General features: G+C 62.2%; 20 protein-coding genes. 1 reads left to right on the forward strand and 19 read right to left on the reverse strand.

Annotated features, from left to right (window positions below):
• Positions 1–23: 23 nt before the first annotated feature.
• The 19 genes from G6N74_RS10405 to G6N74_RS10495 all read right to left on the reverse strand — a co-directional run bounded on the left by G6N74_RS10405 (position 24) and on the right by G6N74_RS10495 (position 23,321).
• Entirely contained in the window at positions 24–857 is an 834-nt protein-coding gene (locus tag G6N74_RS10405; protein WP_165117000.1) for an alpha/beta fold hydrolase, read from the reverse strand.
• Positions 858–930: 73 nt separating this feature from the next.
• Positions 931–1,785: a PCC domain-containing protein gene (locus G6N74_RS10410; protein ID WP_165117812.1), complete on the reverse strand. Its 855-nt coding sequence runs from the start codon at positions 1,783–1,785 to the stop codon at positions 931–933.
• Entirely contained in the window at positions 1,785–2,543 is a 759-nt protein-coding gene (locus G6N74_RS10415; RefSeq protein ID WP_337035858.1) for an SDR family NAD(P)-dependent oxidoreductase, read from the reverse strand. The genes G6N74_RS10410 and G6N74_RS10415 overlap by 1 nt, the downstream gene beginning before the upstream one ends.
• Before the next feature lie 11 nt (positions 2,544–2,554).
• Positions 2,555–4,189, reverse strand: coding sequence for an acyl-CoA synthetase (locus G6N74_RS10420; protein ID WP_165117004.1), 1,635 nt, complete (start codon positions 4,187–4,189; stop codon positions 2,555–2,557).
• A complete protein-coding gene (locus tag G6N74_RS10425; RefSeq protein ID WP_165117006.1) occupies positions 4,186–5,355 on the reverse strand; it encodes an acetyl-CoA acetyltransferase in 1,170 nt (389 codons plus the stop codon). Before G6N74_RS10425 ends, G6N74_RS10420 begins: the two co-directional genes overlap by 4 nt.
• A complete protein-coding gene (locus tag G6N74_RS10430) occupies positions 5,352–6,203 on the reverse strand; it encodes an IclR family transcriptional regulator (protein ID WP_376767702.1) in 852 nt (283 codons plus the stop codon). The genes G6N74_RS10425 and G6N74_RS10430 overlap by 4 nt, the downstream gene beginning before the upstream one ends.
• 8 nt (positions 6,204–6,211) lie before the next feature.
• Positions 6,212–7,015: an SDR family NAD(P)-dependent oxidoreductase gene (locus G6N74_RS10435; protein ID WP_165117010.1), complete on the reverse strand. Its 804-nt coding sequence runs from the start codon at positions 7,013–7,015 to the stop codon at positions 6,212–6,214.
• An 80-nt stretch (positions 7,016–7,095) separates the two neighbouring features.
• The gene (locus G6N74_RS10440; RefSeq protein ID WP_165117012.1) at positions 7,096–8,106 is read right to left on the reverse strand and encodes a TRAP transporter substrate-binding protein; all 1,011 of its coding nucleotides are present in this window, start codon (positions 8,104–8,106) and stop codon (positions 7,096–7,098) included.
• A gap of 48 nt (positions 8,107–8,154) precedes the next feature.
• The gene (locus tag G6N74_RS10445; RefSeq protein ID WP_165117014.1) at positions 8,155–10,023 is read right to left on the reverse strand and encodes a TRAP transporter large permease; all 1,869 of its coding nucleotides are present in this window, start codon (positions 10,021–10,023) and stop codon (positions 8,155–8,157) included.
• Positions 10,024–10,575: 552 nt separating this feature from the next.
• Positions 10,576–11,952 (reverse strand): M20/M25/M40 family metallo-hydrolase, encoded by a 1,377-nt coding sequence (locus G6N74_RS10450; protein WP_165117016.1) that lies wholly within the window; start codon positions 11,950–11,952, stop codon positions 10,576–10,578.
• Positions 11,949–13,991 (reverse strand): hydantoinase/oxoprolinase family protein, encoded by a 2,043-nt coding sequence (locus G6N74_RS10455; RefSeq protein WP_205826623.1) that lies wholly within the window; start codon positions 13,989–13,991, stop codon positions 11,949–11,951. The genes G6N74_RS10450 and G6N74_RS10455 overlap by 4 nt, the downstream gene beginning before the upstream one ends.
• The gene (locus tag G6N74_RS10460; protein ID WP_165117020.1) at positions 13,978–15,807 is read right to left on the reverse strand and encodes a hydantoinase B/oxoprolinase family protein; all 1,830 of its coding nucleotides are present in this window, start codon (positions 15,805–15,807) and stop codon (positions 13,978–13,980) included. The genes G6N74_RS10455 and G6N74_RS10460 overlap by 14 nt, the downstream gene beginning before the upstream one ends.
• 37 nt (positions 15,808–15,844) lie before the next feature.
• Positions 15,845–16,840, reverse strand: a complete 996-nt coding sequence (locus G6N74_RS10465) for an NADPH:quinone reductase (protein ID WP_165117022.1) — start codon at positions 16,838–16,840, stop codon at positions 15,845–15,847.
• A 35-nt stretch (positions 16,841–16,875) separates the two neighbouring features.
• Positions 16,876–17,868 (reverse strand): ABC transporter ATP-binding protein, encoded by a 993-nt coding sequence (locus tag G6N74_RS10470; protein ID WP_165117814.1) that lies wholly within the window; start codon positions 17,866–17,868, stop codon positions 16,876–16,878.
• A complete protein-coding gene (locus tag G6N74_RS10475) occupies positions 17,865–18,884 on the reverse strand; it encodes an ABC transporter ATP-binding protein (protein WP_165117024.1) in 1,020 nt (339 codons plus the stop codon). Before G6N74_RS10475 ends, G6N74_RS10470 begins: the two co-directional genes overlap by 4 nt.
• Positions 18,881–19,777 carry an ABC transporter permease gene (locus tag G6N74_RS10480; RefSeq protein WP_119921206.1) on the reverse strand — a complete coding sequence of 299 codons (897 nt, stop codon included), beginning with the start codon at positions 19,775–19,777 and terminating at the stop codon, positions 18,881–18,883. Before G6N74_RS10480 ends, G6N74_RS10475 begins: the two co-directional genes overlap by 4 nt.
• Positions 19,770–20,747, reverse strand: a complete 978-nt coding sequence (locus tag G6N74_RS10485; protein ID WP_091910599.1) for an ABC transporter permease — start codon at positions 20,745–20,747, stop codon at positions 19,770–19,772. The genes G6N74_RS10480 and G6N74_RS10485 overlap by 8 nt, the downstream gene beginning before the upstream one ends.
• Before the next feature lie 114 nt (positions 20,748–20,861).
• Positions 20,862–22,517 carry an ABC transporter substrate-binding protein gene (locus G6N74_RS10490; protein WP_119921205.1) on the reverse strand — a complete coding sequence of 552 codons (1,656 nt, stop codon included), beginning with the start codon at positions 22,515–22,517 and terminating at the stop codon, positions 20,862–20,864.
• Positions 22,518–22,565: 48 nt separating this feature from the next.
• On the reverse strand, positions 22,566–23,321 hold the full coding sequence (locus G6N74_RS10495) for an aspartate/glutamate racemase family protein (protein ID WP_165117026.1): 756 nt from the start codon (positions 23,319–23,321) through the stop codon (positions 22,566–22,568).
• Positions 23,322–23,445: 124 nt separating this feature from the next.
• On the opposite strand from G6N74_RS10495, the gene G6N74_RS10500 reads away from it, so the two are divergent.
• A complete protein-coding gene (locus G6N74_RS10500; protein WP_165117028.1) occupies positions 23,446–24,249 on the forward strand; it encodes an IclR family transcriptional regulator in 804 nt (267 codons plus the stop codon).
• Positions 24,250–24,354: the final 105 nt, after the last annotated feature.

The raw sequence follows: 24,354 nt of genomic DNA on the forward strand, positions 1-24,354 counted from the left end.
GCCGGCGATACATCGCCATCCGGTCAAGCCTGTATAAAGCGCTCAAGCACCTTGTTGAAGGTGTCCGGCGCCTCGAGGAAGGGGAAATGCGCCCCGCCCTCATGTTCCTCGAAGATGACAAGCTCTGAATTCTTCATCTGGGCGTGAATCCACTCCTGCGACCGTGGATCTACGTGGCTGACCCGGCCGCCGATGATGAGAGTGGGCTGGTCGATCCGGGCGAAGATTTCGCTCCAGTCGATCGTGCAATGATTGACGAACAGGGCCGCGACATCCTTGGGAGCGACGCGGAGATTTTCAGCCAGAAGCCATGCCTTCAGGTCTTGCGGGATGTTTTTCGTGACCATGGAGTCGAGGAATGCGCCTCGTGCCGCATGACCATTGGAGCCGATGATTTCGGCCGCTATCGACAGCATCGTAGCGCCGTCGAAAAGCGCGCCTGCGTTGATCACCTCCTGGTCCGACATGCCCGGCTGACGCATGACGGACGCCGGTTCGTCCACGAAAATCAACCTGTTCAAGCGCCCCGTGCCGAAGAGATCGATGTATGCCCACAGGACCGAAGTGCCCATCGACCACCCCAGCATATCAGCCCGCTTGATGTTTTCGCGGTCCATCAGTTCCGCGACATCGGCAGCCAGACGATAAATCCTGTAGCCTTGGCCGGCATCAGGCGAGGCTCCATGCCCGCGGAAGTCCATGGCGATGACGCGCCTGTTCTTGCTGAAATGCTCGATCTGATGACGGAACATCGCCGCTGATTGTGACCAGCCATGCAGAAGGATCAATACATTGCCCGATCCCTCATCCGTGTAAGAAAGCGTCGTCCCGTCCGTCGTCTTGAATGTCTTATTCATTGCGCTTCTCCTCCACTTGTAAAATTACAGTTTCGAGATGGTGTCCGACGAGGGAAGCACGACAACCCTCGCCTCAGTCTTCGACGATCAGCAATTCAAAGGTAACGCAGACGGTATTTGCGCCACGGGCAATCTCACCCTCGAAGATGTTTCCGTCGATGTCGACGATGGCGATATCCAGCCTGCTTACAGGCTTGCCTTCAACGTTTTGCAGCGTCCCATTGCGGATGAAGAGCTCGGAGGCGATGGAGGCCATATGCTGACCATCGACAAAATCGCAGCCGACGAGGCTGCCGATGCCGTGGAGCGTTGCTCTTTCGATACCGTGCTCGGCTGCCGTGCGCTCGATTGCGGCGTTGATCTCCTCGTTCGGCTGAACGCGGCACAGCACGGCACGCTGCCCGGCACCGGCTTGCGCTGGTGCAAGCCCGACCGGTGTGAAGAGTTTGAAATTGGTTTCAGAATCTTCAAGCTGGTCCAGAATCGCGCCCGAGATCGCCCAGACATCGGCCTCCACCGGCTCCGCGAACTGCGCGTCATGCGGCATCAGATGGCCGGCGCCACGAAAGCCGTCGGCGTGCCGCCATATGCCATGGCAATGGAGAAACCGCTCGCCGTCGCGGCGACCGAAAGTCAGCACCAGCTCTTCAATCTCGGCTCGGCCAGCGGGGGAATGCGTGTCGCTATACCAGGCGGCATGGGTGCCATCGTTGGAGAGGGCTGGCATGACATAGACGAGCGGCAGAAATGCCCCGCGCTTGATGTGCACCACCGCGCTTTCGTAGCCGCGATCGCGCAGCGCCTCCTCGACAGCCGCCAGGACACTGACGCCCGACCGCAAGATCAGGCGCATTTTCTCCGCCCGGCAGGGAAGCGAGATCACACGTGGATCGAGTGCGGCTCCCGGATGCTTGATCGTACGCATGATCAGCCTTTCAAAGCCAGGCCGGCATGCACGAAGCCACCATCGACGGCCAGCACCTGTCCGTTGATGTAGCTTGCCTCGTCGGAAACGAGGAAGGCGACAGCGGAGGCGATTTCCCGAGAGGTGCCGTAACGCTGTTGCGGTATGCGCTTGTGCCATTGGGCGCGGACGTCGTCGGTGTGAACCGCGCGCGACATTGGCGTGTCGACCGCACCCGGTGCGACGGCGTTGACGCGGATGTTGTCGGGGCCAAGTTCGGTGGACAGGATATGCGTCAGCAGATTGACCCCGCCTTTCGAGGAGCCATAGGCGCTCCTTCCCTTGTTGCCGATCATGCCGGAGACAGAGGAGATGTTGACGATCGCGCCGGGCGTTTTCGTTGCCAGCCAGTGTCGGGCAGCGGCGCGGGCGACGATGAACGTGCCCGTCAGATTGACGTCGATGATACGGCGAAATTCCTCGACGCTGGTCTCGACTGCCGGCTTGTCCATGCCGATACCCGCCGAATTGACGACGGCAGCAAGTGCACCGGCTCGCGCAGCCTTGGCAATGGCTGCCTCGACTTCGGCCTCGTCGGTGACGCTGCAGGCAATGCCGTGCGAAGTATCGATGGACAGCGTCTTGCAGGCTTCCGCCAGCGCCTCTGCGTTGCGGTCGAGAAGGAATACGGCCCAGCCGCGTTCCTGCAAAAGGCTCGCGATCTCAAAGCCTATCCCCGATGCACCGCCTGTTATGACGGCGCATTTGTTTTCGTCGGTCAAAACCATGTCTCCTATGCGCTCAGTTTCTGGCCGGTCCCGTCGATCTCGCCGCGGCGCTCGAGCTCTTCCCGGATGAGTTTCTTGGCGATCTTGCCGTAGGCCGATTTCGGCATTTCCTCCCAGAACAGGATTTTCTTGGGGAGCTTGTAGCGGGAGACCTTGCCGTCCAGCCAGGACCGCAGTTCCGCGCCGTCCAATCGTGCGTCGGGCTGCAGGACGCATATGGCGATGCCGACCTCGCCCCAGACAGGGTCCGGTACGCCGACGATCGCCACCTCGCTGACGGCGGGATGCATGAGGAGCTTTTCCTCGATCTCGCGTGGATAGACGTTGGAGCCGCCGGATATGTACATGTCGGAGGCACGGCCGGTGATGTAGAGGAAGCCCTGCTCGTCGACATGGCCGAGATCGCCGGTGCGGAACCAGCCGTCGCGGAACGACTTCGCATTGGCCTCGGCGTTCTGATAATAGCCGGCGAACACGGCGGGGCCGATCACACAGATCTCGCCGGTCTCTCCTGGTGCGATCTCGTCGCCCGCGTCATCCTGGATTTGAACCTGCATGCCGGTGCGCTCGAAACCGCAGGTGCCGATCCGCGCCTGCGGGCCATCCTCGAGGCTGTGGAGGATCGGCGGCAGAACGGTGATGGCGCCCGTCACCTCGCCCAGCCCGAAATACTGCACCATGACGGCGCCGAGCTTTTGCAAGGCCTTTATCTGGTCGGCCCGGTACATCGGCGCGCCGGCGTAAATGACGTAGCGCAGCGAGGAATGATCGTAGTCGTCGACCGACGGGTCTTCGATCAGCATTTTGACGATGGTCGGCACGGTGAAGAGGTTGGTCACCCTCCACTCTTCGACCAACGACCAGAATCTGCCGATCTCCAGCTTGTCGGACGGCATCAGTATGGTGGTCACACCATGCGCGACCTGGCAAAGCTGGTGAACGCCGGCGCCATGCGACAGCGGCGCGACGACGATCGAGCGATCTCGTTGGGTCGTGCCCGGAAAGAGGTCGCCGTGATGGTTGTTGATGACGAAAGCCATCTGGCCATGGGTCAGAACCGCAGCCTTCGGTCGGCCGGTGGTGCCGGAGGTGAAGAAGTACCAGCAGGGATCGTCGCGGTCGACGGCTTCCGGCTTGAAGACCTTGCCGAGATTGCGCGCGACGGTCGCGTCGTAGTCCTCGCCGATTTCCGATGCGCCAATCGAGATGAACTTGCGAGGTCCCGCACTCAGTGCGCTGCATTCGCGGGCGTGATCAGCGAAGGGAGCCTGGCAGATCATCAGCGTCGCGCCGCTCGCCTCGGCGAGATAGGCAACCTCGCCCGGCGTCTGGCGGAAATTCGTCGGAACCCAGACCGCGCCAACGCGGAAGGTCGCGAACATGGATTCGAACATCTCATTGCAGTTCGCCGACTGCACGAGAATACGATCGCCTTTTTTGACGCCGAACTCGTTCGCCAGCGCATACGCCATGGCGTTGACCCGGGCTTCCATCTCGCTCCAGCGCCATTGTTTCTCGCCCCAAACCAGAGCGAACTCTTCGGGATACCGCCGCGCCGCTTGCGTGAGAAAGTTCGACAGGTTCATCACCCGCGTGGAACAGGGTGCCACGCCGCCCTTGGGACTGGCGGCATTGCTCATTTCGCGCGCTCCATGATGGAGACGTAGTTGGCGACGGCAGCGCCGCCCATGTTGAAGACGCCCGCAAGATTGGCGCCTTGTATCTGCATGTCGCCGGCCTCTCCGGTGAGCTGCATGGCTGAGATGACATGCATCGACACGCCTGTCGCACCGATCGGGTGGCCCTTGGATTTCAACCCACCGGAAGGATTGACGGGAAGTTTCCCGGTTTTCGTTGCCGTGCCGTCGCGCACGACCTTGTAGCCCTCGCCGGGTTTGGCAAGCCCCATCGCCTCATATTCGATCATCTCGGCCACGGTGAAGCAGTCATGGGTTTCGACGAAGGAGAGGTCGTCCAGCGTCACGCCGGCTTCCGCAAGCGCGGCGCTCCAGGCGCGGCGCGGACCGTCGAACGCGACCATGTCGCGGCGGCTGAGGGCAAACACGTCGTTGACGTGCTGGCGCGCGCGGAAGGCGATCGCCCGCTGCAGGCTGGCTGCGGTTTCGGCATCGGCAAGCACCAGTGCGGCTGCACCATCCGACACGAGCGAGCAGTCGGTGCGGCGCAGGGGTGCTGCAACCAGCGGGTTCTTCTCCGAAACCGTGTTGCAGAAATCGAAACCGAAATCCTTGCGCATATGGGCGTAGGGATTTGCCACGCCGTTGGCATGGTTCTTGGCGGCGATCATCGCCAGTTCTTCGGAACGGTCGCCATAGCGCTGGAAATAATGCTGGGCGATGCGGCCGAAAATGCCGGCGAAGCCGCCTTCGACATCGGCCTCTTCCCTGCGGTAGCTGCCGCCGAGCAGGATGTCGCCAACCTGAGCGGTGGGAACAGCAGTCATCTTCTCGGCACCGACGACCAGCGCGATGCGGCCGCGCCCGGATTCGATGAAATCCATTGCCGTGTAGATCGCGGCCGAACCGGTCGCGCAGGCGTTTTCGAGACGCACCGAAGGCGTCTGCGCCAGGTCGCTGCTGCCCATGCTGACCAGCGCGCCCTGGAATTCCTGCTTGGAAAAGCCGCCATTCATGACACCGACGAAAATGCCATCGACGTCCTTTGCCTCCACGCCGGCATGCTCGAGTGCCGGCATGGCCACGGCTGCCATCAACTGCTCGGTGTCTTCATATTCGGTCTTGCCGAACTGCGAGTGGGCCCAGCCCACGATCTGTGCTTTTGTCATCTGGACGATCTCCTGCTGCTTGGCCCCAGAATTGCTGCTTCGCGGGCCTTACCTTTTTCGGCAAACATATCGACGAGCTTGGCCTCGACCTTGGCCGCCTCTTCGCGAAGGATTTTTGCGAGTTCGACCTGCCGGGCTTCCTGCATGCGGCTGTCGATCGCGGCGATGCTGAGCGCGCCGGCGAGCTTGCCATCCGCGAAACGTATGACGATGCCCAGGCCCCAGGAGCTGGCGTAGATCAGGCCGGGATTGACGGAGTAGCCGCGCTCACGGGTAGCAGCCACCTCTCTGCGCAATTGCTCAGGCTGAAGCAGCGGAAACTTTTCCTGCAGCACCGCAGCGTTCTGTTCCAGAACCACTTCGATCTCATCGTCCGGCAGCGCCGACAGCATGGCGAGCGAACCCGCGCCGACGCCAAGCGGATGCTCGAACCCCGCCTGAAGCGCATGGGTGCGGATGGGGAAGGTGCCTTCCTCACGGTAAAGACAAACGGAATAGGTGTCGCGGCGAACCGAGAGAAAGCTCGAATCTTCGGTCTTGCGCGAGATGCGGATCAGGCTTTCCATCGAAAGCTGCAGCAGGCCGTAGCGGCGCGAGGCGAGCGAACCGAGCACATAGGCTTCCTCGCCGATATAGTACCGGCGTTCGACGGGATCCTGCTCGACCAGTCCCGCGCGGATCAGCGCGAGCAGCAGGCGCCGGGTCGTCGGCTTGTTGAAGCCGCTCTGCTCGACGATCTCGCTGAGCGGCATTCCCCGTTCGGCCTGGCGGCCGACAAGCGACAGCAGCTTGAGTGCGCGATCGACACTCTGCGCGCCTGTCAGATCCTTGTCAGGTTCCGCCGCCACGGTCATGCTCAGCGCGGTCCCATCACTGTGCAGCTCTGGCCGCCATCGACCGGCAGGCAGACGCCGGTGACGAACTTGGCTTCGTCGGAAGCCAGAAACAGCGCGGCATAGGCGATATCCCAGGCGTCGCCCATCTTGCCGCCGGGGATGGCCGCGTTGCGCGCTGCCACCATCTCTTCGGTCGAGGCATATTGGGACGATATCTGCTTGTAGATCAAAGGCGTGTCGATCATGCCGGGCATGACGCAATTCGCGCGGATGCCCTGCCGAGCATATTGCATGGCGATCGCAACGGTCGCCTGGTTCACCGCAGCCTTGGTCGCGTAATAGGCAAAATAGGGATAGCCGGTCCAGCGGATGCCGGCGAGCGACGAGATGTTGACGATCGCGCCGCTGCCTGCCTTGAGCATATGCGGGATGACGGATTTGGAAGTGCGATAGACCGATCCGATGTTGAGATCGATGGATTGCTGGAACTGCGCCTCATCGAGCTCGACCGGCCCGCCCATATGCGTGACGCCGACATTGTTGTGCAGGACCCCGATCGGGCCGAAGGCGTCAACCGTCTTGCCGACCGCGGCATTGATCGAGTCCAGCTTGGTGACGTCCGCCGAGACGGCAATGGCCTCGCCACCTTCCTCGGTGATGATATGCGCGGTTTCTTCGGCGGCTTCCGCGCTGAGATCGATGCAGGCGACCTTGGCGCCCTCGCGTGCATAGAGGACAGCGGCAGCCTTGCCGTTTCCCCAGCCGGGGCCGGACGATCCGGCGCCGAAGACGATTGCGGTTTTGCCCTTAAGACGTTCTGGCACTTTCACCTCGGATGCATTCGGAAGGCCGCCGGTTCGCGACGGCCTTCATTCGGATTTGCGAACCTTGAAGCCGCGTGGCCTCAGGTCAGGCTGGTGCCGACGGCCTTTTCAAGAATGCCCCAGGCCTCGTCACCGAACTTGCCCTTCCATTCATTGTAGAAGCCCGCCTGCTTCAGCACTTCGCGGAAAGCTGCCTTGTCCGGATCGGTAAAGGTCATGCCATCCTTGGTCAGCTGTTCGCGGACGGTGTCGTTCAGCTTCACAGTGTCTGCCCGCTGCGCGATGGCCGATTCATTGAGGTGCTTTGCGGTAATCGCGCGAATATCCTCGGGCAGCGCCTCCCACGCGCGCTTGTTGGCAAGCGGCCAGAAGCCGTCCCACATGTGGTTGGTCATGGCGCAATGCTTCTGCACTTCGTAGAGCTTGGCGGTCGATGCGATTGCCAGCGGATTTTCCTGGCCATCGACGATGCCAGTGCTCAGGGCCGTATAGACTTCGGCAAAGTTGATCGTGGTCGGAGCCGAGCCGAAGGCGGTGAACATCGACTGCCACAGCGGGCTCGGCGGGACACGGATCTTGAAGCCCTTCAGGTCTTCCGGCGAAGCGATCGGCTTTTCCGAGCTGGTGATCTGGCGGAAGCCGTTGTCCCAGATCTTTTCCATGGGCACGAGGCCCTTCTTCTCGATTTCGCCGCGCGCATAAGCGCCAAGCTCGCCGTCCATTGCCTTCCACACCGCATCGTAATCCGGGAACGCAAAGCCGATCCCGCTGATGGCGGCGTTGGGCACCAGCGTCGACAGGATCAACGGCGACAGCGTGAAGAACTCGGTCGCGCCGCTGCGCAGCTGCGACAGCGTTTCGGTGTCGTTGCCGAGCTGGCTGCTCGGGAAGATGTTGATCTGGAGACGGCCGCCCGTCTCCTCGAGAATCCTGTCGGCGGCTTCCTTCAGGCGAATGTTCAGCGGGTGCGTGGTCTGCAAATTGTTCGCAAACTTGTAGGTGAAATCCGCAGCATGGGCTTTCGTCCGGATCGTCGCGCCGAGCGCAAGCGCTCCGGTGCCAAGCAACATTGTACGACGGCTGATATTCATTGTTCCAAGTCTCCTCCAGGTTATTTTGAACAAGCGGTTTTGGTTGGGCTAAAGAAGCGCGGTCGAGAACCACGGCACGGCGGCGATAGCCAGCAGGCCGAGGACCATGGCGCCGATATAGGGCCAGATGGCGCCCATCGCCTCGTCGGGCGACACGTTGCCGATCTTGCAGGCAATGTAGAAGCCGACGCCGATCGGCGGCGCCATCAGGCCGATATTCATCGCCGTGACGATGACCATCGAATAGTGGATGTCGTTGATGCCCATGGCGTGCGCGATGGGAAACATGATCGGCGCCAGCAGCACGATGGCCGGCAGGCCTTCGAGCACGCAGCCGAGCAGCATGAAGAGCACGATGGACACCAGCATGAAGGTGAACCACCCACCGGGCAATCCGCTCAGCATGTCGCGAAGCTGGAAGGCAAAACCCGTCTGCGTCAGCGCCCAAGCCATGGCTGCCGCCGTGCCGAGGATGAGCAGGATGGCGCCACTCATCGCCGCGGTCTCGACCAGCATGCGATAAATCCGGGGCAGGCCGATGCCGCCATAGAGCACCACGCCAATGATGAAGGCGTAAAGGACGGCGATGGTGGAAACTTCCGTTGCCGTGGCAGCACCGCTGGCAACCGCGCTGCGGATGATGAAAGGCAGGACGAGCGCTGGCGCTGCGATCAGGGCGGTCTTGCCGATCAGCTTGAGCGAAGGGCGCCGGAAGCCATCGACGTTTTCGCGCGATGCCTTGATGCGGGCGAGAATGGCCAGTGCAATGAGCAGCACCATGGCGATCGCGAAGCCGCTGGTGAAAAGCGATGCGATCGATACGCCGGCAACCGAGCCCAGCACGATCAGGACGATGCTCGGCGGAACCGTGTCCGCCATCGCGGCACCCGTTGCCAGAAGCGCGATCATCTCCTTGGGCTTGTGGCCACGGCGCTTCATTTCCGGGAACAGTGCCGGTGCAACAGTGGCCATGTCGGACACTTTGGAACCGGAGATGCCCGATACCAGAAACAGCGATCCCAGCAGCACGTAGGACATGCCCGCCTTCACGTGCCCCAGCATTGAAGCCAGAAAATCGACGATCGCCTTGCCCATGCCGGTGGCGTCGAGAATGCAGCCGAGCAACACGAAAACCGGGACGGAAAGCAGGATAAGGCTCGACATACCTTCGTCCATGCGGCTGACCACGACCACCAGCGGCATCGTGGTGGTGAAGCCGAGGAAAAGCAGCGTCGCGATGCCGAAGCAGAACGCGATCGGCACACCGAGTGCGAGGCATATCGCGGTGGCGCCGACAAGAAAGATCAGGATATTGGCATTGCCGAACGATTTCAGGACAGGCGTCAGGAACCAGAGCGCAGCCAGGACCACTAGGACGATTGCTGCCGCGACAATGAAATCGCGCAGCTTTGCCGTCTTGAACAATTGGGTGACGACAAGGCCAAGCATCAGGACCATGCCGATCGCGATGGCTGAAACGCGGTAGCCGACGGGAATGTTCAGAGCGGACGACGTGATGTCCATTTCGCCCACTGCATATTCATAGGCCGCCGGCAATACAACGAGCAGGAAAGCGCCCATCAGGATGAGGCCGAATGTTTCGGCGAATTCCCGCTTTCGCTCGCCAAGCGTATTCAGAAAAACCGTCAGGCGCAGATGTTCGCTGCGGTCAATCGCGATCGCCGTCCCGAGCATCGCCAGCCAGAGAAATGCGATTGAAGACGCCTCGTCGATCCATACGATCGGCCTGGAAAAGATGTAGCGCGACACCACGCCGGCAAGCAGCATGCCGATGATCGACAGAAGCAATATTGCCGATATGACCTCGACAGGCCGCATCCAGCTCGAACCTGGCTTCGCCTCGAGCGTCTCGGCCGGAACCACGAATTCATGGGCCTCGTCGGTGGCAAGGGTCATGCGCTATCCTCCCATTTTCGGTCGGCTCATCGTTTGACATTGGCTTTGGGTGCCAGGCTTCCAGAACCTACGGGCCCCTGCTGCCTTGGCCCGAAACAGCCGCCGATCCACAAGGATCATCCGGCCTGCCATCGCTCAAACGTGAGTTCCTCCGAAACTCCTCCAAAATCACCACGAAATATCCTGGCCCTCCAGCCGAAGCGAATTCCGCAGCGTCCTTCACCTACAGGTAACTCTCGAAATCCTGCAGGTTTCTAGCTCCATAATATGGAACTGTTTTAACAACTTCCTATTCTGTTACACAGCTATGCATCGTTATCAACAAAAAATTCGCACACAACGATCCATATCATGGACCTAACGTATTTCAAGTCCTGAACAACGTCCCTACAAAACCGATTTTCTTAGATCAGGCGAGCGCCATCGATCTCCAAACGCCTGAATGGAGTTCGTGCAGGATGTCAGGACAATTGCGGGAATCAATTTGGGCAGTGGCCACCCCAGAGCGGCCGTCTGCCCGGATTCTGTCGTCGTAGGTTTAACCCCGGAGCGCTAGGCGGTCTTCAATTTGCCAAGTTCGGCAAGCAACGCGCAGCCGGTCCTGATACCATCGATAAAGCGCTCGATCTCGAGGTTCTCATTGGGCGCGTGGTTCGCTTCGTCGGCATTGGCGTAGGGAACTACGAAGGCGGGCAATCCGAGAATCTTGGTGAAGACATAGTCAGGCAGACTGCCGCCGACCGTCGGGTAGAGAAGCGGCTCGACGCCGCGCGCGGCGACAACCGCCCTGCGGATAGGCTCGGCGAAGGGAGAGTCCATCGATGTCTTCGACGGCAGCATGCCGTTCAGCGGCACGAATTCGACATCAGGTGCATGGCGCGCGACGTGAGCGGCGACCTTTTCGAACACATAGGCAGGCGTCAGCGGCTCGACGAGGCGAATGTCGCATTTGACGAAGGCCTCACACGGCAGCACCGTTTTCATGCCCGGCCCGCCATAACCGCCGTGGAAGCCATTCACCGTAAGCGTGGGATGGAACATGAGCCGGTCGAAATAGCCACGGTCTTTGGGCGCATCGAGTTCGGCCAGGCCCAGGTCGGCCTTGATCGCATCGAGGTCGAGCGGGAGCTTCGCCACCGCATCGCGTTCGCGATTGGTGGCGGGTATGACCGGCTCGGTCAGCCCTTCGATGGTGATCTCGCCCTCCGGGTTCTTCATGGTCGCGAGGAGATGGACGAGTTTCCAGATCGCGTTGGGAACCACGCCGCCGAAATTGCCGGAATGCACGTCGCGGCTGGCCGTCCGTGACCGCAGCTCGAAACCGGCAACGCCGCGCACGCCGAAGGTAACGACCGGCAGGCCGGATTCATGCAGTGGCCCGTCCGAGGTCACGACGAGGTCGGCCTTCAGCCTATCGGCGTGTTCGCGCACGAACTCGGCGATGTGCGGACTGCCAATCTCCTCCTCGCCTTCGAGCAGGAAGATGATGTTGCAGGGCAGTTCGCCATGGACCCTGAGATGCGACTCGATCGCCAGCAGTTGCGCGAAATGCTGCCCCTTGTTGTCGCCGACGCCACGGGCATAGATGCGCCCGTTGCGAATGGTCGGCTCGAAGGGCGGGCTCTCCCACAGTTCGAGCGGGTCCGGCGGCTGCACGTCATAATGGCCGTAGAGAAGAACGGTCGGCTTGTCGGGCGAGACATCGCGTCGGCCGAGCACCATCGGATGGTTCTTCGTCGGCACGGTCTCGGCATCCATGCCGAGCCCCTTCAGCATCTCCACCAGCATGGCCGCGACTTCGCCGATACCCTGATTGTGGGCGCTGATGCTGGGATGGCGGACATAGTCCATCAGCCGGGCGATGAAGGCATCGCGGTTTTCCTCGACATGCGCGAAAATCGGGGCGAGGTCGTTTTGGCCAGCGCTCATTGGGCCACTCCTTCGTGGCGGGTGAGGATGATGGCGCCGGATTCATGCACGCTGCCGCGCCAGCCGGGCGGCACGAGCGTCGTGGTGTCGAGCTGGGTCAGGATCGCGGGACCTTCGAACACAACGCCGCTTCCGAGCCCGGCACGATCGACAAGCGGCACATCCAGTGTCTCGTCAGCGAAATGCACCGGCGTGCTGTCATAGGGTTCGAAGGCGCTGGACGCCTCGAGCCGGATGCTCGGCGGCTGTGCGGTCATGCCTGTGGCCTCGACGCGAAGCGTGACCAGTTCGATCGACGCATCGAGCGTGAAGCCGTAAAGCGCCTGATGCTCGGCGGCGAAGGCCTGCTCCACCGCTTCCCGGGTACCCGCCCAGGCAATGGCGATCTCGCCACCCTGCCCGTGATAACGCAGCAGCGCGACGCGGGCCTTGCGGCGCTTCTGCTCGGCAACGCCTTCTACGACGAGCCACGCTTCGGCTTGCGCTTCGAGTTCGGCGAAAATCGCATCGGCTGCCTCAACGTCGATAGCACCCGGTTTGGGAAGCGTGCGGCTGAACTCAGCCTTCAGGTCCGCCGCAAGCAAACCATCCGCGCACAGCACGCCCGGCGCAGGCGGGATCATGATGCTCGATATGCCAAGGAGATCGGCCAGTGCGCAGCCGTGAAGCGGGCCTGCCCCCCCGAATGGCACGAGCGTGAACTGGCGCGGATCGTGCCCACGCTCCACCGAAACGACGCGCACGGCGCCGACCATGTGATTGTCCACGATCGCCAGCACCCCGCGCGCCGCAGCCTCGAGAGAGAGCCCAAGCGGTGCTGCCACGCGATCTTTGATGACCCGGCGCGCCGCGCCGACGTCGAGACTCATGCGCCCGCCGAGAAGCTTTGACGGTAGATGGCCGAGAACGACATGCGCGTCGGTGACGGTCGCCTCGCGGCCGCCATGCCCGTAAGCGGCAGGCCCTGGACGGGCGCCCGCGCTGCGCGGCCCGACCGTCAGCGTCGCCTCTTCGACGTTGGCGATGGAACCGCCGCCCGCGCCGATGGTGACCATGTCCACCATCGGCAGCGGCAACGGCCATTCGCCGACCTTGCCATGCTGCGTCAGGCCGATCTTGCCGCCCTTGATGAGGCAGATATCGGCGCTGGTGCCGCCGATGTCGACGGTGATGAGATCGTGAATGCCGCAGGCCGCCGCGATCGCGCGAGCGCCAACGACGCCCGCGGCAGGTCCTGAAAGCGCAGTCAGCGCAGGCGCTTGCCGGATCGCCGCCGCACCGGCAACCCCGCCATTCGATTGCATCAAAAGAAGCGGGGCGGTGACTTTCTCAGCTTCGAGACGCTGTTCGAGGCGACCCACATAGGTGGTCACGCCGGGCATCACCGTGGCGTTCAGCACCGTGGTCAGCGTGCGCTCATATTCGCGCACCACCGGCAGCACGTCGGTCGAGATGGTGACCGCGATGCCGGGAAGTGCCTCGCGGAGAATTTCAGCTACGCGCCGCTCGTGGGTGGGATTGGCGAAGGCATGCAAGAGGCAGATGCCGACAGCTTCGATATCCATCTGCCGGATCGCCTCGGCTGCCCTGAAGACGCTTTCCTCGTCCAGCGGCGAAAGCACAGCCCCGCCGGCTGCCACACGCTCGTCGACCTCGACGATGCGGGATGCGGGCACCGGACGTGCCGGCTTGACCCAGGTGTAGAGATTGGCCTTGCGCGGAATGTCCTGCCGGCCGATTTCCAGCACGTGGCGAAAACCCCGCGTCGTCACCAGCGCAGCGCGCGCACCCTTGCCCTCCAGGATCATGTTGGTGGCGACGGTCGTGCCGTGCAGCACCTGTCCCAGCGCCGATGCCGGTGCGCCGGCATCGGCGAGCGCGAGCTTGATCCCGGCAAGGAACGCTTCGGAAGGATCGGAGGGCACACTCGGCGTCTTGGCGCGCCAGACCTGCCCGCTGGCACGGTCGAGCAGCGAGATGTCGGTGAAGGTCCCGCCGATATCGACGGCGATCGAGAGAGCGGAATCAAGCGAGGACATCGACATACTCCTGACGATGGAAACGGCGGACGGACGGCCGCGCGGCGCGCGCCCTGGCGGTGGCGGCTTCGTCGAGACGGTTTCCGGCGAGCACGACACCATAGAGGCGCTCGGCAGCTTCGCGGCTGACATAGCCGCCAAGTACGTCCTCAACGACGGCTTCCGGCGAACGGTCGAAGGGATGGCCATGGCCGCCACCTCCTCCGGTTTCGATCCGCAGGATATCGCCGCGCACGAGGCGGTTGCCGTCCGACAGCGGCGCCAGCAGGCGTTCGCGCTCGGTGCCGGGATTGACCACGGCGCGGCCGGTGCCGCCGGACATGCCGCCGTCGATGCCCCATGGCGGGTTCTTCACGCTGTCGATGCGCACGGCAAGGATCGCGTCCTCGGCCATGACTTCGTATTCGCGGATGATCCCGCAGCCGCCGCGGAAACGGCCGGCTCCACCGGAATCCTCGACAACGCCATAGTGCCTCAGGCGAACCGGATAACCGACTTCGAGGAACTCGACCGGATAGTTCTCCTGCGCCACGAAATAGACCGCGTCGATGCCGTCGGAATCCGGCCGCGCGCCATAGCCGACACCGATACCGTCGGCGAGCAGGAAGCGCTCGAGATCGCCAGCCTCGTTGCGGAAATTGCCGCGCATGATGCTGATGACATAGGCGGAATTGGCCGCCGGCGCGCCGCCGCCGGCAACATTGACCAGACCGTTCATGGCCGAGATGACGCGCATCGTGGTCAGGCCGCGCATGCCGAGCGGCGCGGGAAAACGCGGCGCCAGGAATGAGCCCTCGCGCAGGCGCACTTCATCGATGGCGTTGGGGCCGCCGGCATTGCAGACCTGCCCCGGGTCGCCGCCGAGATAATAAAGCCCCAACGCCATGCCGGGCACGCCCGGATTCATCAGATAGTTTACCGGTCCCGGCGCCTGGTCGTCGCTTTCCGTGGCGTCGAAAATGAAGCGATCCTCGCTATCTTCGCCCGCCTCGCGCGTCAGCGCGAAGCGCATCTTGAACGGGCCGTTGCCGTGACCGTCGCCGTCGATCGCGTCGGTGAAGCGGTGGGTGCCGTAGTCGAAGGTTTCGGCCAGCTTGGAGCGGACGAGACGGCGTGTGCGGGCTAGCAGTTGCGAGAAGGCGTCGGAGACGACTTCCGCGCTGAACCTGTCCAGGATTTCGCCGACACGCTTCACGCCGAGATCGACGCTTGCCATCAGCGCGCGCATGTCGCCATTGCTCTGCGCGGGAAAGCGCGAATTGCGATGGAAGATCGCGAGCGTCGCCTCATTGGTCTTGCCCTCGTCGACCAGCTTGGTGACGGGAATGATGATGCCTTCCTGGAAGATTTCGGTGGCGTCCGGGCTGATCGAACCCGGCCGGATGCCGCCGATGTCGGCAAAATGCGCCCAGCTCATGACGAAGGCGCAGCGCTTGCCGTCCTTGAAGACGGGCGCCAGCAGTACCTGGTCGTTGGAATGCGAAACCGCGCCGCGCGAGCCGTAGCAGTCATTGTACCAGTAGAGATCGCCAGGCTTCATCGTGTCGGCGGGAAAGCTTTCGAAGACCGGGCTCGTCATGTCGCCGAAGATCGGCACCATCGAGCCGACTGCCATCACACCGTTCTCGTCAAAGAGCGCGGTATAAAAATCCTTCTTCTCGCGGATGAACGCCGAAATGGCCGTGCGCTCCAGAAGCGCCTCCATCTCCGATTGCGCCGCAGCGATCGCGCCTCTGATGATTTCCAGCGAAACCGGATCGCAGAGCGGCTCTTCGGCGGCTCCCGAAGGAGGAGCGTTGGTGATGGATTGAAGCATGGATTCTCTCTTGAAAATACTCATTTGCGGTCTTGGGCTAGATGGTGACGACGACGTTGCCGATGCTGCCGCGCTCGACATGCTCATGCGCGCTGGCGATATCGGCGAGCGCGTAAGCTCCAGCGATGGCGACCGAAAGCCGGCCGGCTGCCGCCAATTCGGCCAACATGGTCTCGCCGGACCGGCGCGCCTCGGCCGGGATGCAGAAGCCCTGTATGAACCGCAGGTTCGCACCCTTGTTGGCGAAGGCGTAGTAGGGAAGAACCGGCTCGGGATCGCTGCTGGAAGAATAGGAGGCGATGGTGCCGTTGAGCTTCAGCATGGCGATGTCGCTCTTATGGTTGGCGCCGAAATCGACTTCGACGATGCGATCGACGCCGGTGCCACCAGTCAATTCCAGCACACGCGCAACGACATCCTCGGCCTTGCGGTCGATCGTAGCAAAAGCGCCGGCCGTACTCGCATGGGCAGCCGCCGCTGCGTTGCCGACCGTGCCGATGACACGCGCGCCGCCGGCGACGGCGAGTTGCACGGCGAAATGGCCGACAGCACCTGCCGCGCCATTGACCAGGATCGTCTGTTCCTCGACCGGACCGTCCGAGAAGATCGCCCGGTGCGCGGTCATCGCCGGCACACCCAGGCAAGCGCCCGCTTCAAAGGACAGCGCATCGTCAAGCCTGACGGCCTGTCCGGCGGGGATGGCGACCAGTTCGGCAGCCGTCCCAAAAGCGCGGCCGGCAGTGCCGTAGCCGCCTTGCGCATTGTAGAGCCATACGCGTTCACTGATGCGCGATCGGGCAACGCCTTCGCCGACCTCGACGATCTCGCCCGCACCATCGGTGTGAGGTACGACGAGCGGGTGCTCCATCATCATGCCGCGCCAGCCCGCCCGCCGCTTGACGTCGGCAGGATTGATACCGGAGGCGCGAACCCGCACCAGAACCTCACCGGCGGCGGGGTGTGGATAGGGTTGGTCACCGGTTGCGAGAACGTCTCGCGCGGGTCCGGTACGGGTATAGAAGGCGGCAAGCATTGTGTTCGTCCTTGGGCCTCAGGCTGAGCGCCCGTTCAAAAGAGATGGCAGGCGACCTTGCGCGTTCCTATCTGCCGCAATTGCGGCACCTCGCTGGCGCAGCGATCGAAGGCGCGCGGACAGCGATCGCGGAAGACGCAGCCGGACGGCGGATTGCGCGGGTCGGGCGCGCCCCGGCCGATCGGCAGCGGATCGTGGCTCTGGTCGGGATGCGGCACCGGCACGGCGGCAACGAGCGCCTTGGCGTAGGGGTGAAGCGGCTCATGCACGATGTCCTCGGTCGGGCCATCTTCCATGATGCGTCCGAGATACATGACGATGGTGCGCTCGCAGACATAGCGGACCAGCGCCAGATCGTGGCTGATATAGATAGCCGTCAGCCCGAGCCGGTCGCGCACGTCGCGGAAGACGTTGAGCACGCCGGCGCGCACCGACACATCGAGCATCGATACCGGTTCGTCGGCCACCACGAAATCCGGCTGGAGGATCAACGCGCGCGCCATGACGACGCGCTGCAACTGTCCGCCCGACAGCTGGTGCGGATAACGGTCGAGGAATTGCGCCGGCTGCGGCAGCCGCACCAGCTCCAGCGCCGCGATGATCCGCGCCTCACGTTCGCCGGCGGGAATGCCGGCATTCTCCAGCGGCTCGGCCAGCGTGGCGCGAATGGTGAAGCGCGGGTTCACCGCATCGAACGGGTTCTGGAAGATGAGCTGGGCCTTGGCCCGGTAGCACTTCAGCGCGGCTCCCCTGAGGCCCGAGATGGGCTCGCCGGCAAAAACGATCTCGCCGCCGGTCGCATCTTCCAGTTTCATCAGCAGCCGCCCTATCGAGCTCTTGCCGCAACCGGACTCGCCGAGCAGCCCGACGCTCTCGCCGCGGTGTATGTCGAAGGAAACGCCATCGACCGCCTTGACCACGGAGGAACGGCCGCGCAATGCCGACAGCGCACCGCCAACACGGTAGTGGAGCTCGGCGCTGCGCAGCGAAACCAGCGGTTCGTTCGAATATGTCACGGCGGACCTCATGCGTGTGCCAGCCATGTTTCGGTCCGGGCAGCGATTTCGCGCAGGACTGGTGCCTCACTGGCGCGATGGCAGGCGACGCGATGGTCCGGCACAATCTCCGCCAATGGCGGCGATTCTGTCGAGCATACCTCGATCGAAAACGGACAACGCGGTGCGAAACGGCAGCCGGGCGGCGGCTCGGCAAGATTTGGCGGCGCGCCGTCGATGGGGGTCAGCGTGCCCGAGGCAGCACCCGCCAGATCGGGGAAGGCGTTGCGCAGGCCCATCGTATAGGGATGGGCGGGCCGTGTGAGCACACCCGCCATCGGGCCGGCCTCGGCGACGCGCCCTGCATACATGACGACGGTGCGGTCGCAGATATAGGCGACGACGGAAATGTCGTGCGTGACCAGGATGACCGAGATGCCGAGCATCGTCTGCAATTCGCGCAGCTGGTCGAGGATCTGCCGCTGCACGATCACGTCGAGTGCTGTGACCGGCTCATCGGCAATCACCAGCTTGGGGTTGAGCGCCAGTGCCAGCGCTATCGCCACGCGCTGACGCATACCGCCGGAAAACTGATGCGGATAATCGCGCAGCCGCCCTTTTTCGATGCCGACCATTTCAAACAAGGACTCGCAGCGCATGCGCGCTTCGCGTGCACTCAGACCGCCGCGGCGGCGGAGCACTTCGTTGAGTTGGTATTCGACGGTGTAGACCGGATCGAGCGAGTTCATCGCACTTTGCGGGATGAAAGCGATATCGCGCCAGCGCAGAGCGTTCATCTGCCGCTCGGGGATGGCAGCGATATCTTTGCCGTCGAAAAGGATCTGGCCGCCGGTGATCCTCGCATTGTCGGCGATCACCCGCGTCAGGGCACGCGCCACGGTGGTCTTGCCGCAGCCGGATTCGCCCACAAGCCCGACGATGGAACCACGCGGAACGTCGAAGCTTGCGCCGTCGACGGCATCGATATGGCCGTTGCCGACCCTGTAGCTGACCTTGAGGTCGCGCACGGAAAGCAGGTTGGCAGTCATCGACCCAACTTCGGAAAAAGGAGGTTTTCATAACCCCGCGTGATGAAGAACCCGGCGGAGACGACGAGGATGATGCAGATGCCCGGCGGCACGAACCAGTAGTAGGCCTGCTTGGCGAGAGCCTGGCTGGCGAAGGCATCCTGCAGCATATAGCCCCAGCTTATCGACTGCGGATCGCCAAAGCCGAGAAAGGAGATCGACGCCTCGGTCAGGATCGCCCAGCCGATCGCGATCGATCCATAGAGGAAAGACAGCGGCAGGATGTTGGGTGCGATATGGCGCAGGATGATCTTGAGATCAGACGATCCGCACACACGCGCCGCATCAACATAGCCGCGCGAGCGCAGTGTCAGCACCTGGCTTCGGATCACGCGTCCCGTGTCGCGCCAGAGCACCAGCGCCATCGCCAGCACCACGTTCCAGATCGAGGGCTCCAGAAACGCCGCCAGCACAATGACGAACGGCAAAAAGGGAATGCCGAAGGCAATATCCGCCAGCCGCATCAGCACCGCATCGACCCAGCCGCCGAAATAACCCGAGACCAGCCCGACGACCGAGCCGATCAAAGCGACCATGAAAGCCGCCGTGATGCCGATGATGAGTGCCGAGCGCGTGCCATAGACGATCTGCGAGAAGATATCGCGGCCGAGGCTCGTCGTGCCGAGAATAAAGCCCTGCTCGCCGGGACGCAGGTCGGAGGCAAGCTCATATTCGGGCGTGTAGAGTATCTCCGTCGGGTCGTATGGTGCGATCGCGTCGGCAAAGATCGCGGTCAGGAGGAAGGTCGCGTAGACGGCCAGACCGAAGACGGCAAAGGGGTCGCTGAGCGGCAGCTTGAGACTGCGAAACATGCGGCCGACGAGGCCGGGTTTCTGAAGTGCGAGATCATGCATGGCTGATCCTCGGGTCAAGCAGGGCGTAAAGCATATCGGCGATGAGGTTCATCAAGATCACGACGACGGCGATCATCAGGAACGCACCCTGGGCGAGCGGGTAGTCTGAAGCCGAGACGGCATTGACCAGTTCACGGCCCAGCCCCGGCCAGGAAAAAATCGACTCTACAACGACATTGCCCTGCAGCTGATAGCCGACCGCAATCGCGAATGAGGTCATGACCGGCAAGAGCGCATTGCGCGCGGCATGGCGCACAACCACGGTCCAGTTGGACAGGCCCTTGATGCGTGCCATGGTGACGAAGTCCTCCTTCATCACATCGAGCATGTTGGAGCGCATCAGCAGCAGCGGAAGGCCCTGGCTGTATATCGCCAGCGTCAGCGCTGGCAGTGCAAGGTAGCTCAGGAAATCGCGCGAGGTGTAAAGCGCCCAGAGGCTGTCATAATCGGCGCCGGCCGGCCGCGTGCCGCCCGCCGGAAACCAACCGAGCCAGAAGGAAAAGACCGCGAGCAACACCATGCCCAGCCAGAATTCAGGCATGGCGCGCGTCATCAACACCAGCGGTATGGCCGCGTTTTCCACCGCGCTTCCGCGCCGCCAAGCAAGATAGGCTCCGGCAAGGATGCCAAACGCATAGGCAACGAAGAGCGACGAGAAAGTGAGAATGAGCGTGTTGGGCAGCAGCGCAAAAATGCGCTCGGCAACCGGCTCGCGGTAGCGAAAACTCTGGCCCAGCTCTCCCTGCAGGAGATTGCCGAGATAGATGAAATACTGTTCCCACAAAGGCTTATCCAGTCCGAACTGGGCCATCAGCGCCTGCTGCTGCTCGACGGTGAAAGTCGGGTCGATATAGGCCGCCATGGGGTTGCCCGGCATCAGGCGGAACATCAGGAAAAGTATCGTGACGACCGCCCACAGCACCAGGGCAAGCTGAAGCGTTCGGCTGGCCACCGCCTTCAGATGGGACATGAATTCATATTCCTTGACCTGACATGAAACGGGATGAACTGCATTCCATGTCAGGTTCTTCAAATGAGTCCGGGAAGGGCGGCGCGGCGCATATCCGGCGCGCCGCTCTGCAACCTATTTCGCCAGCGTTTCCTTGGTGTCGCCGGGATAGTGCAGCTTTCCGCCATCAAGCGTGTAGCCTGCTTCCTCGAGCATCCCGGCTGCAACATCGTGGCCGGTCTTAAGTTCGGCCAATGTCTTGGGATCGTACCAGAATTCGAGCGATGGCGAGATGACCGAGTTTGACGGCACGGCAAAGCCGCGATAGGCGGCATTGACGATCAGCCGGCGATCGACGGCAGCCGACAGGGCACGGCGGAACGCCACATCGTTGAACGGGGGACGGCGTTCGTTGAAGGCGACATAGCGGAAGCCCATCTCGACGGTCGACACGACCTCGAGGTCGCCATCCTGCTTGGCCGCATCAATCAGGACTTTAGGATCACCCGAGAACTCGCCGAGAAAGTTAAGTTCGCCAGAACGCAGCATGCCGAGGGCTGCCTCGACATTCGGCACGATGCGCAGGATCCAACGGTCGGCCTTGGGCGCATTGAAATGCTCCTTGTTGGCGCTGAGCACGATCTCCTCATTGGTCAGCCAACGTTCGAACTTGTACGGGCCGGAACCGATCGGCGTCTTTTCCTGATAGCTTTCGGCGTTCGCCTCCTTGGTCTTCAGGTCCTCGATGATCGGCTCCCAAACATGCTTGGGTATGAGGTTGACCTTGGCAAGGCTGGAGGTGACGAAGGATGCGGCCGGTTTCTTGAGCGTGAAGGTGATGACCTGCCCATCGATCGCGATGCTTTCGATGTTGCTGCCGAACGGCGCATACATCGGCGCCTCACCACTGACGATCGCCTCGAATGAGAATTTCACGTCCTCGGGCGTGACCGGCTTGCCGTCATGCCACTTCATGCCTTCGCGCAGCTTGACCGCGACGGTCTTGTCGCCCTTCCATTCGTAGCTTTCGGCTGCCCATGCCTTCGGCAGGCCATCCGGCCCGACGCGAATGAGCCGGTCATAGACCAGTTCGAACACCCAGCTGTCGACACCGCCGGAGATATAGAGCGGGTTGATGGCCTTAACATTGTCGCTCGAGTTGAGGACGATGTCCTTCTTTTCGCCCAGAGGTTCAAGCGCCATGAAGGTCCAGGTGTTGCGGATGCCGATGCCGCTCTGGTCGACGATGGACTCCGGCTTCCACACGGTCTTGTCGAAGGCAAAGGTCTGCTTGGGGTGGACCAGCATCATGTTGGGCTGGTCGCGGGCAAGCAGTTCCTGCGCCTCGAACACCATCGCCTTGCGCTTTTCCGGATCGATCTCACCGCGCTGCGCCTCGGCCACCGCATCATACTCCGGGTTCTGGTAGCCGATGAAGTTGTAGCCCTTCTCTGCCGTCGAGGAATGGAACAGGTTGTAGATGATCTCATCGGGATCAGAACGCTCCGGACGGCCAACCATCTGCCAGGCGGTCGAGTCCCAGTCCGCGCGCTGGTACCAGACGACATCCGACATCTGCTCCCACGGCATGACCCGGACGTTTACAGTGAGACCAAGCTTGCGCCATTCCTGGGCAATGAGCTGGATTGACTGGAATTCCTGCGGCTGGGATGCCTGCGGACGGCTTAATATTTCAATGGTTCGGATGGGATCACCGGCCATCGCCGGCGAAGCGGCGGCGGCAAGCGCCAGAAACGCAGTCGCCATGACCGCCCTACAGGTGGATTTCATGCTTATTCTCCTCTGGAGTGGTTTCTTGTTTTCTAGTTGGCGCCCGGCTCACGCCACGCGCATTGCCTCGAAAGACTGGCCAGCCAGCATTTTCGCAGGTGTGGGGAAAGCGGTTTTCGAATGGGAAAGCCCCATCGAAACCAGCATCTCAGCTTGTTTGAGCGCGGCCTTGCCGGCATTGACGGCAGGCGCCCCGACGGCTGCCGAAATCTCATCCGCAAGATCGAGAAAGGACATCGTCATGCAGCCGAAAAGAAAAGCGTCCGCGCGGTCCTGCTTCACGCACAGCTCAGCTACCGCGATGAGGCGTGCTTTCGTCTTCTCCGGATCCTTCATCAGCTCCAGCACGGGAATCCCGGTGGCGCGGACGGAGGCTAGCTTGTCACGGACGCCGGCCTTGTAGGCGAGCAGTTCCTGCCCGGCGATCAGACTGTCGAAAACGGTCAGGACGGAGAATTTGTGCCCAAGGCTCGCCGCGAGAAGGAGCGAGCTCTCGCACGGCCCAACGACGGGCATCGTCACGAGTTCGCGCGCCGCCTCAAGGCCCGGATCGCCGAAGCAACCGATGATGGCGGCGTCGAAGCCTTCCCGTTCGCACTTCATGATGAGGTCGATGGTTGCCGGAACGCAGAGCGCTTCCTCGTAGGCCGACTCGATCGATGCAGGTCCGTTTGGCACATCGACGACAGAGACCTCGGTTCCAGTGAAAGCCCAGGAGTTCAGCAGCGCCTCGCGCCTTCGCATCTCCTTGAGGCCCATCGGACCTTTCGACATCGGACCAGGAACCACATAAGCGATGCGCATTGACGACCCCTCATTGTTTTATTAGATGAAACACTGTTTCCGTTTCTAAATTGAGTAAATCACAAATCTGCAATATTGCAACAGCCGAACAGACAACGATAATCAACCAGGAGGATCGCCATCGATGAATGACACCAGTACCAACGACTACAAGATCGCGGCAGTCGACCGGGCGCTGCTCGTTCTGGAAGCGCTGGCCGACAAGCCGGGCCAGGGGGTCACCTCCTTGTCGAAGTCGCTGGGATTGACCAAATCGATCGTTTTTCGCCTCCTGCAGACGCTGGAAGACCGCGGCTTCGTCTTTCGTGACCCCGAACATGCCGTCTATTCTCTCGGCTATCGCATAGGTGTTCTCGGCGAGCGGGTAGGCCGCGATGGCAGCCTGCTCTTTGCCGCACGCCCGGTTATGGACACGCTGCGGGACCGCACATCCGAGAACGTCAACCTGGTCGTGCGCGAGGGGCTGCGCTCGCTTGTCCTGGCCACACGCGCCGGCCATCATTCGATAAGGCTCTTCGCCCAGGCCGGTCGGAACGGGCCTCTGCATGCCGGGGGCGGATCGCTCTGCCTGCTCGCCTATTGTGACGAATCCGTTATCAACGCGGTGCTTGCCAATCCGCTCGAAGCCTTCACACCCTATACGATCACCGACCCCGAAAAACTGCTCCAGACCCTGAACCGCATTCGCGCCAATGGCCACAACATTGCAACGAACGATCTCGACGACGGTGCCTTTTCGGTGGCAGCACCAATCGTCGGCGCGAATGGCGAAGTGATCGCGGCGATCTCAGTGGCCGGCGCGATGGTGCGCTTTGATGAGGAACGACGCGGGACCTATATCCGGGCGGCCATGGATGCAGCCGCTGAAATATCTTCCAAGCTGTCGCTGCATCGCACTGAAACAGCGGCACTGCCCGCCGCTTCCTGAAGGCAGCATCGAAGCTACCCCTCGCCTTCATTTTCGGCTGAAAAATCCGCGCAATCGATGGGTCACGGCTCTGCCGTACCCAGCGGCGTCGCGCACCTGCGAGCA

This window comes from Mesorhizobium zhangyense (assembly GCF_011045115.1).
Classification (GTDB): domain Bacteria; phylum Pseudomonadota; class Alphaproteobacteria; order Rhizobiales; family Rhizobiaceae; genus Mesorhizobium_M; species Mesorhizobium_M zhangyense.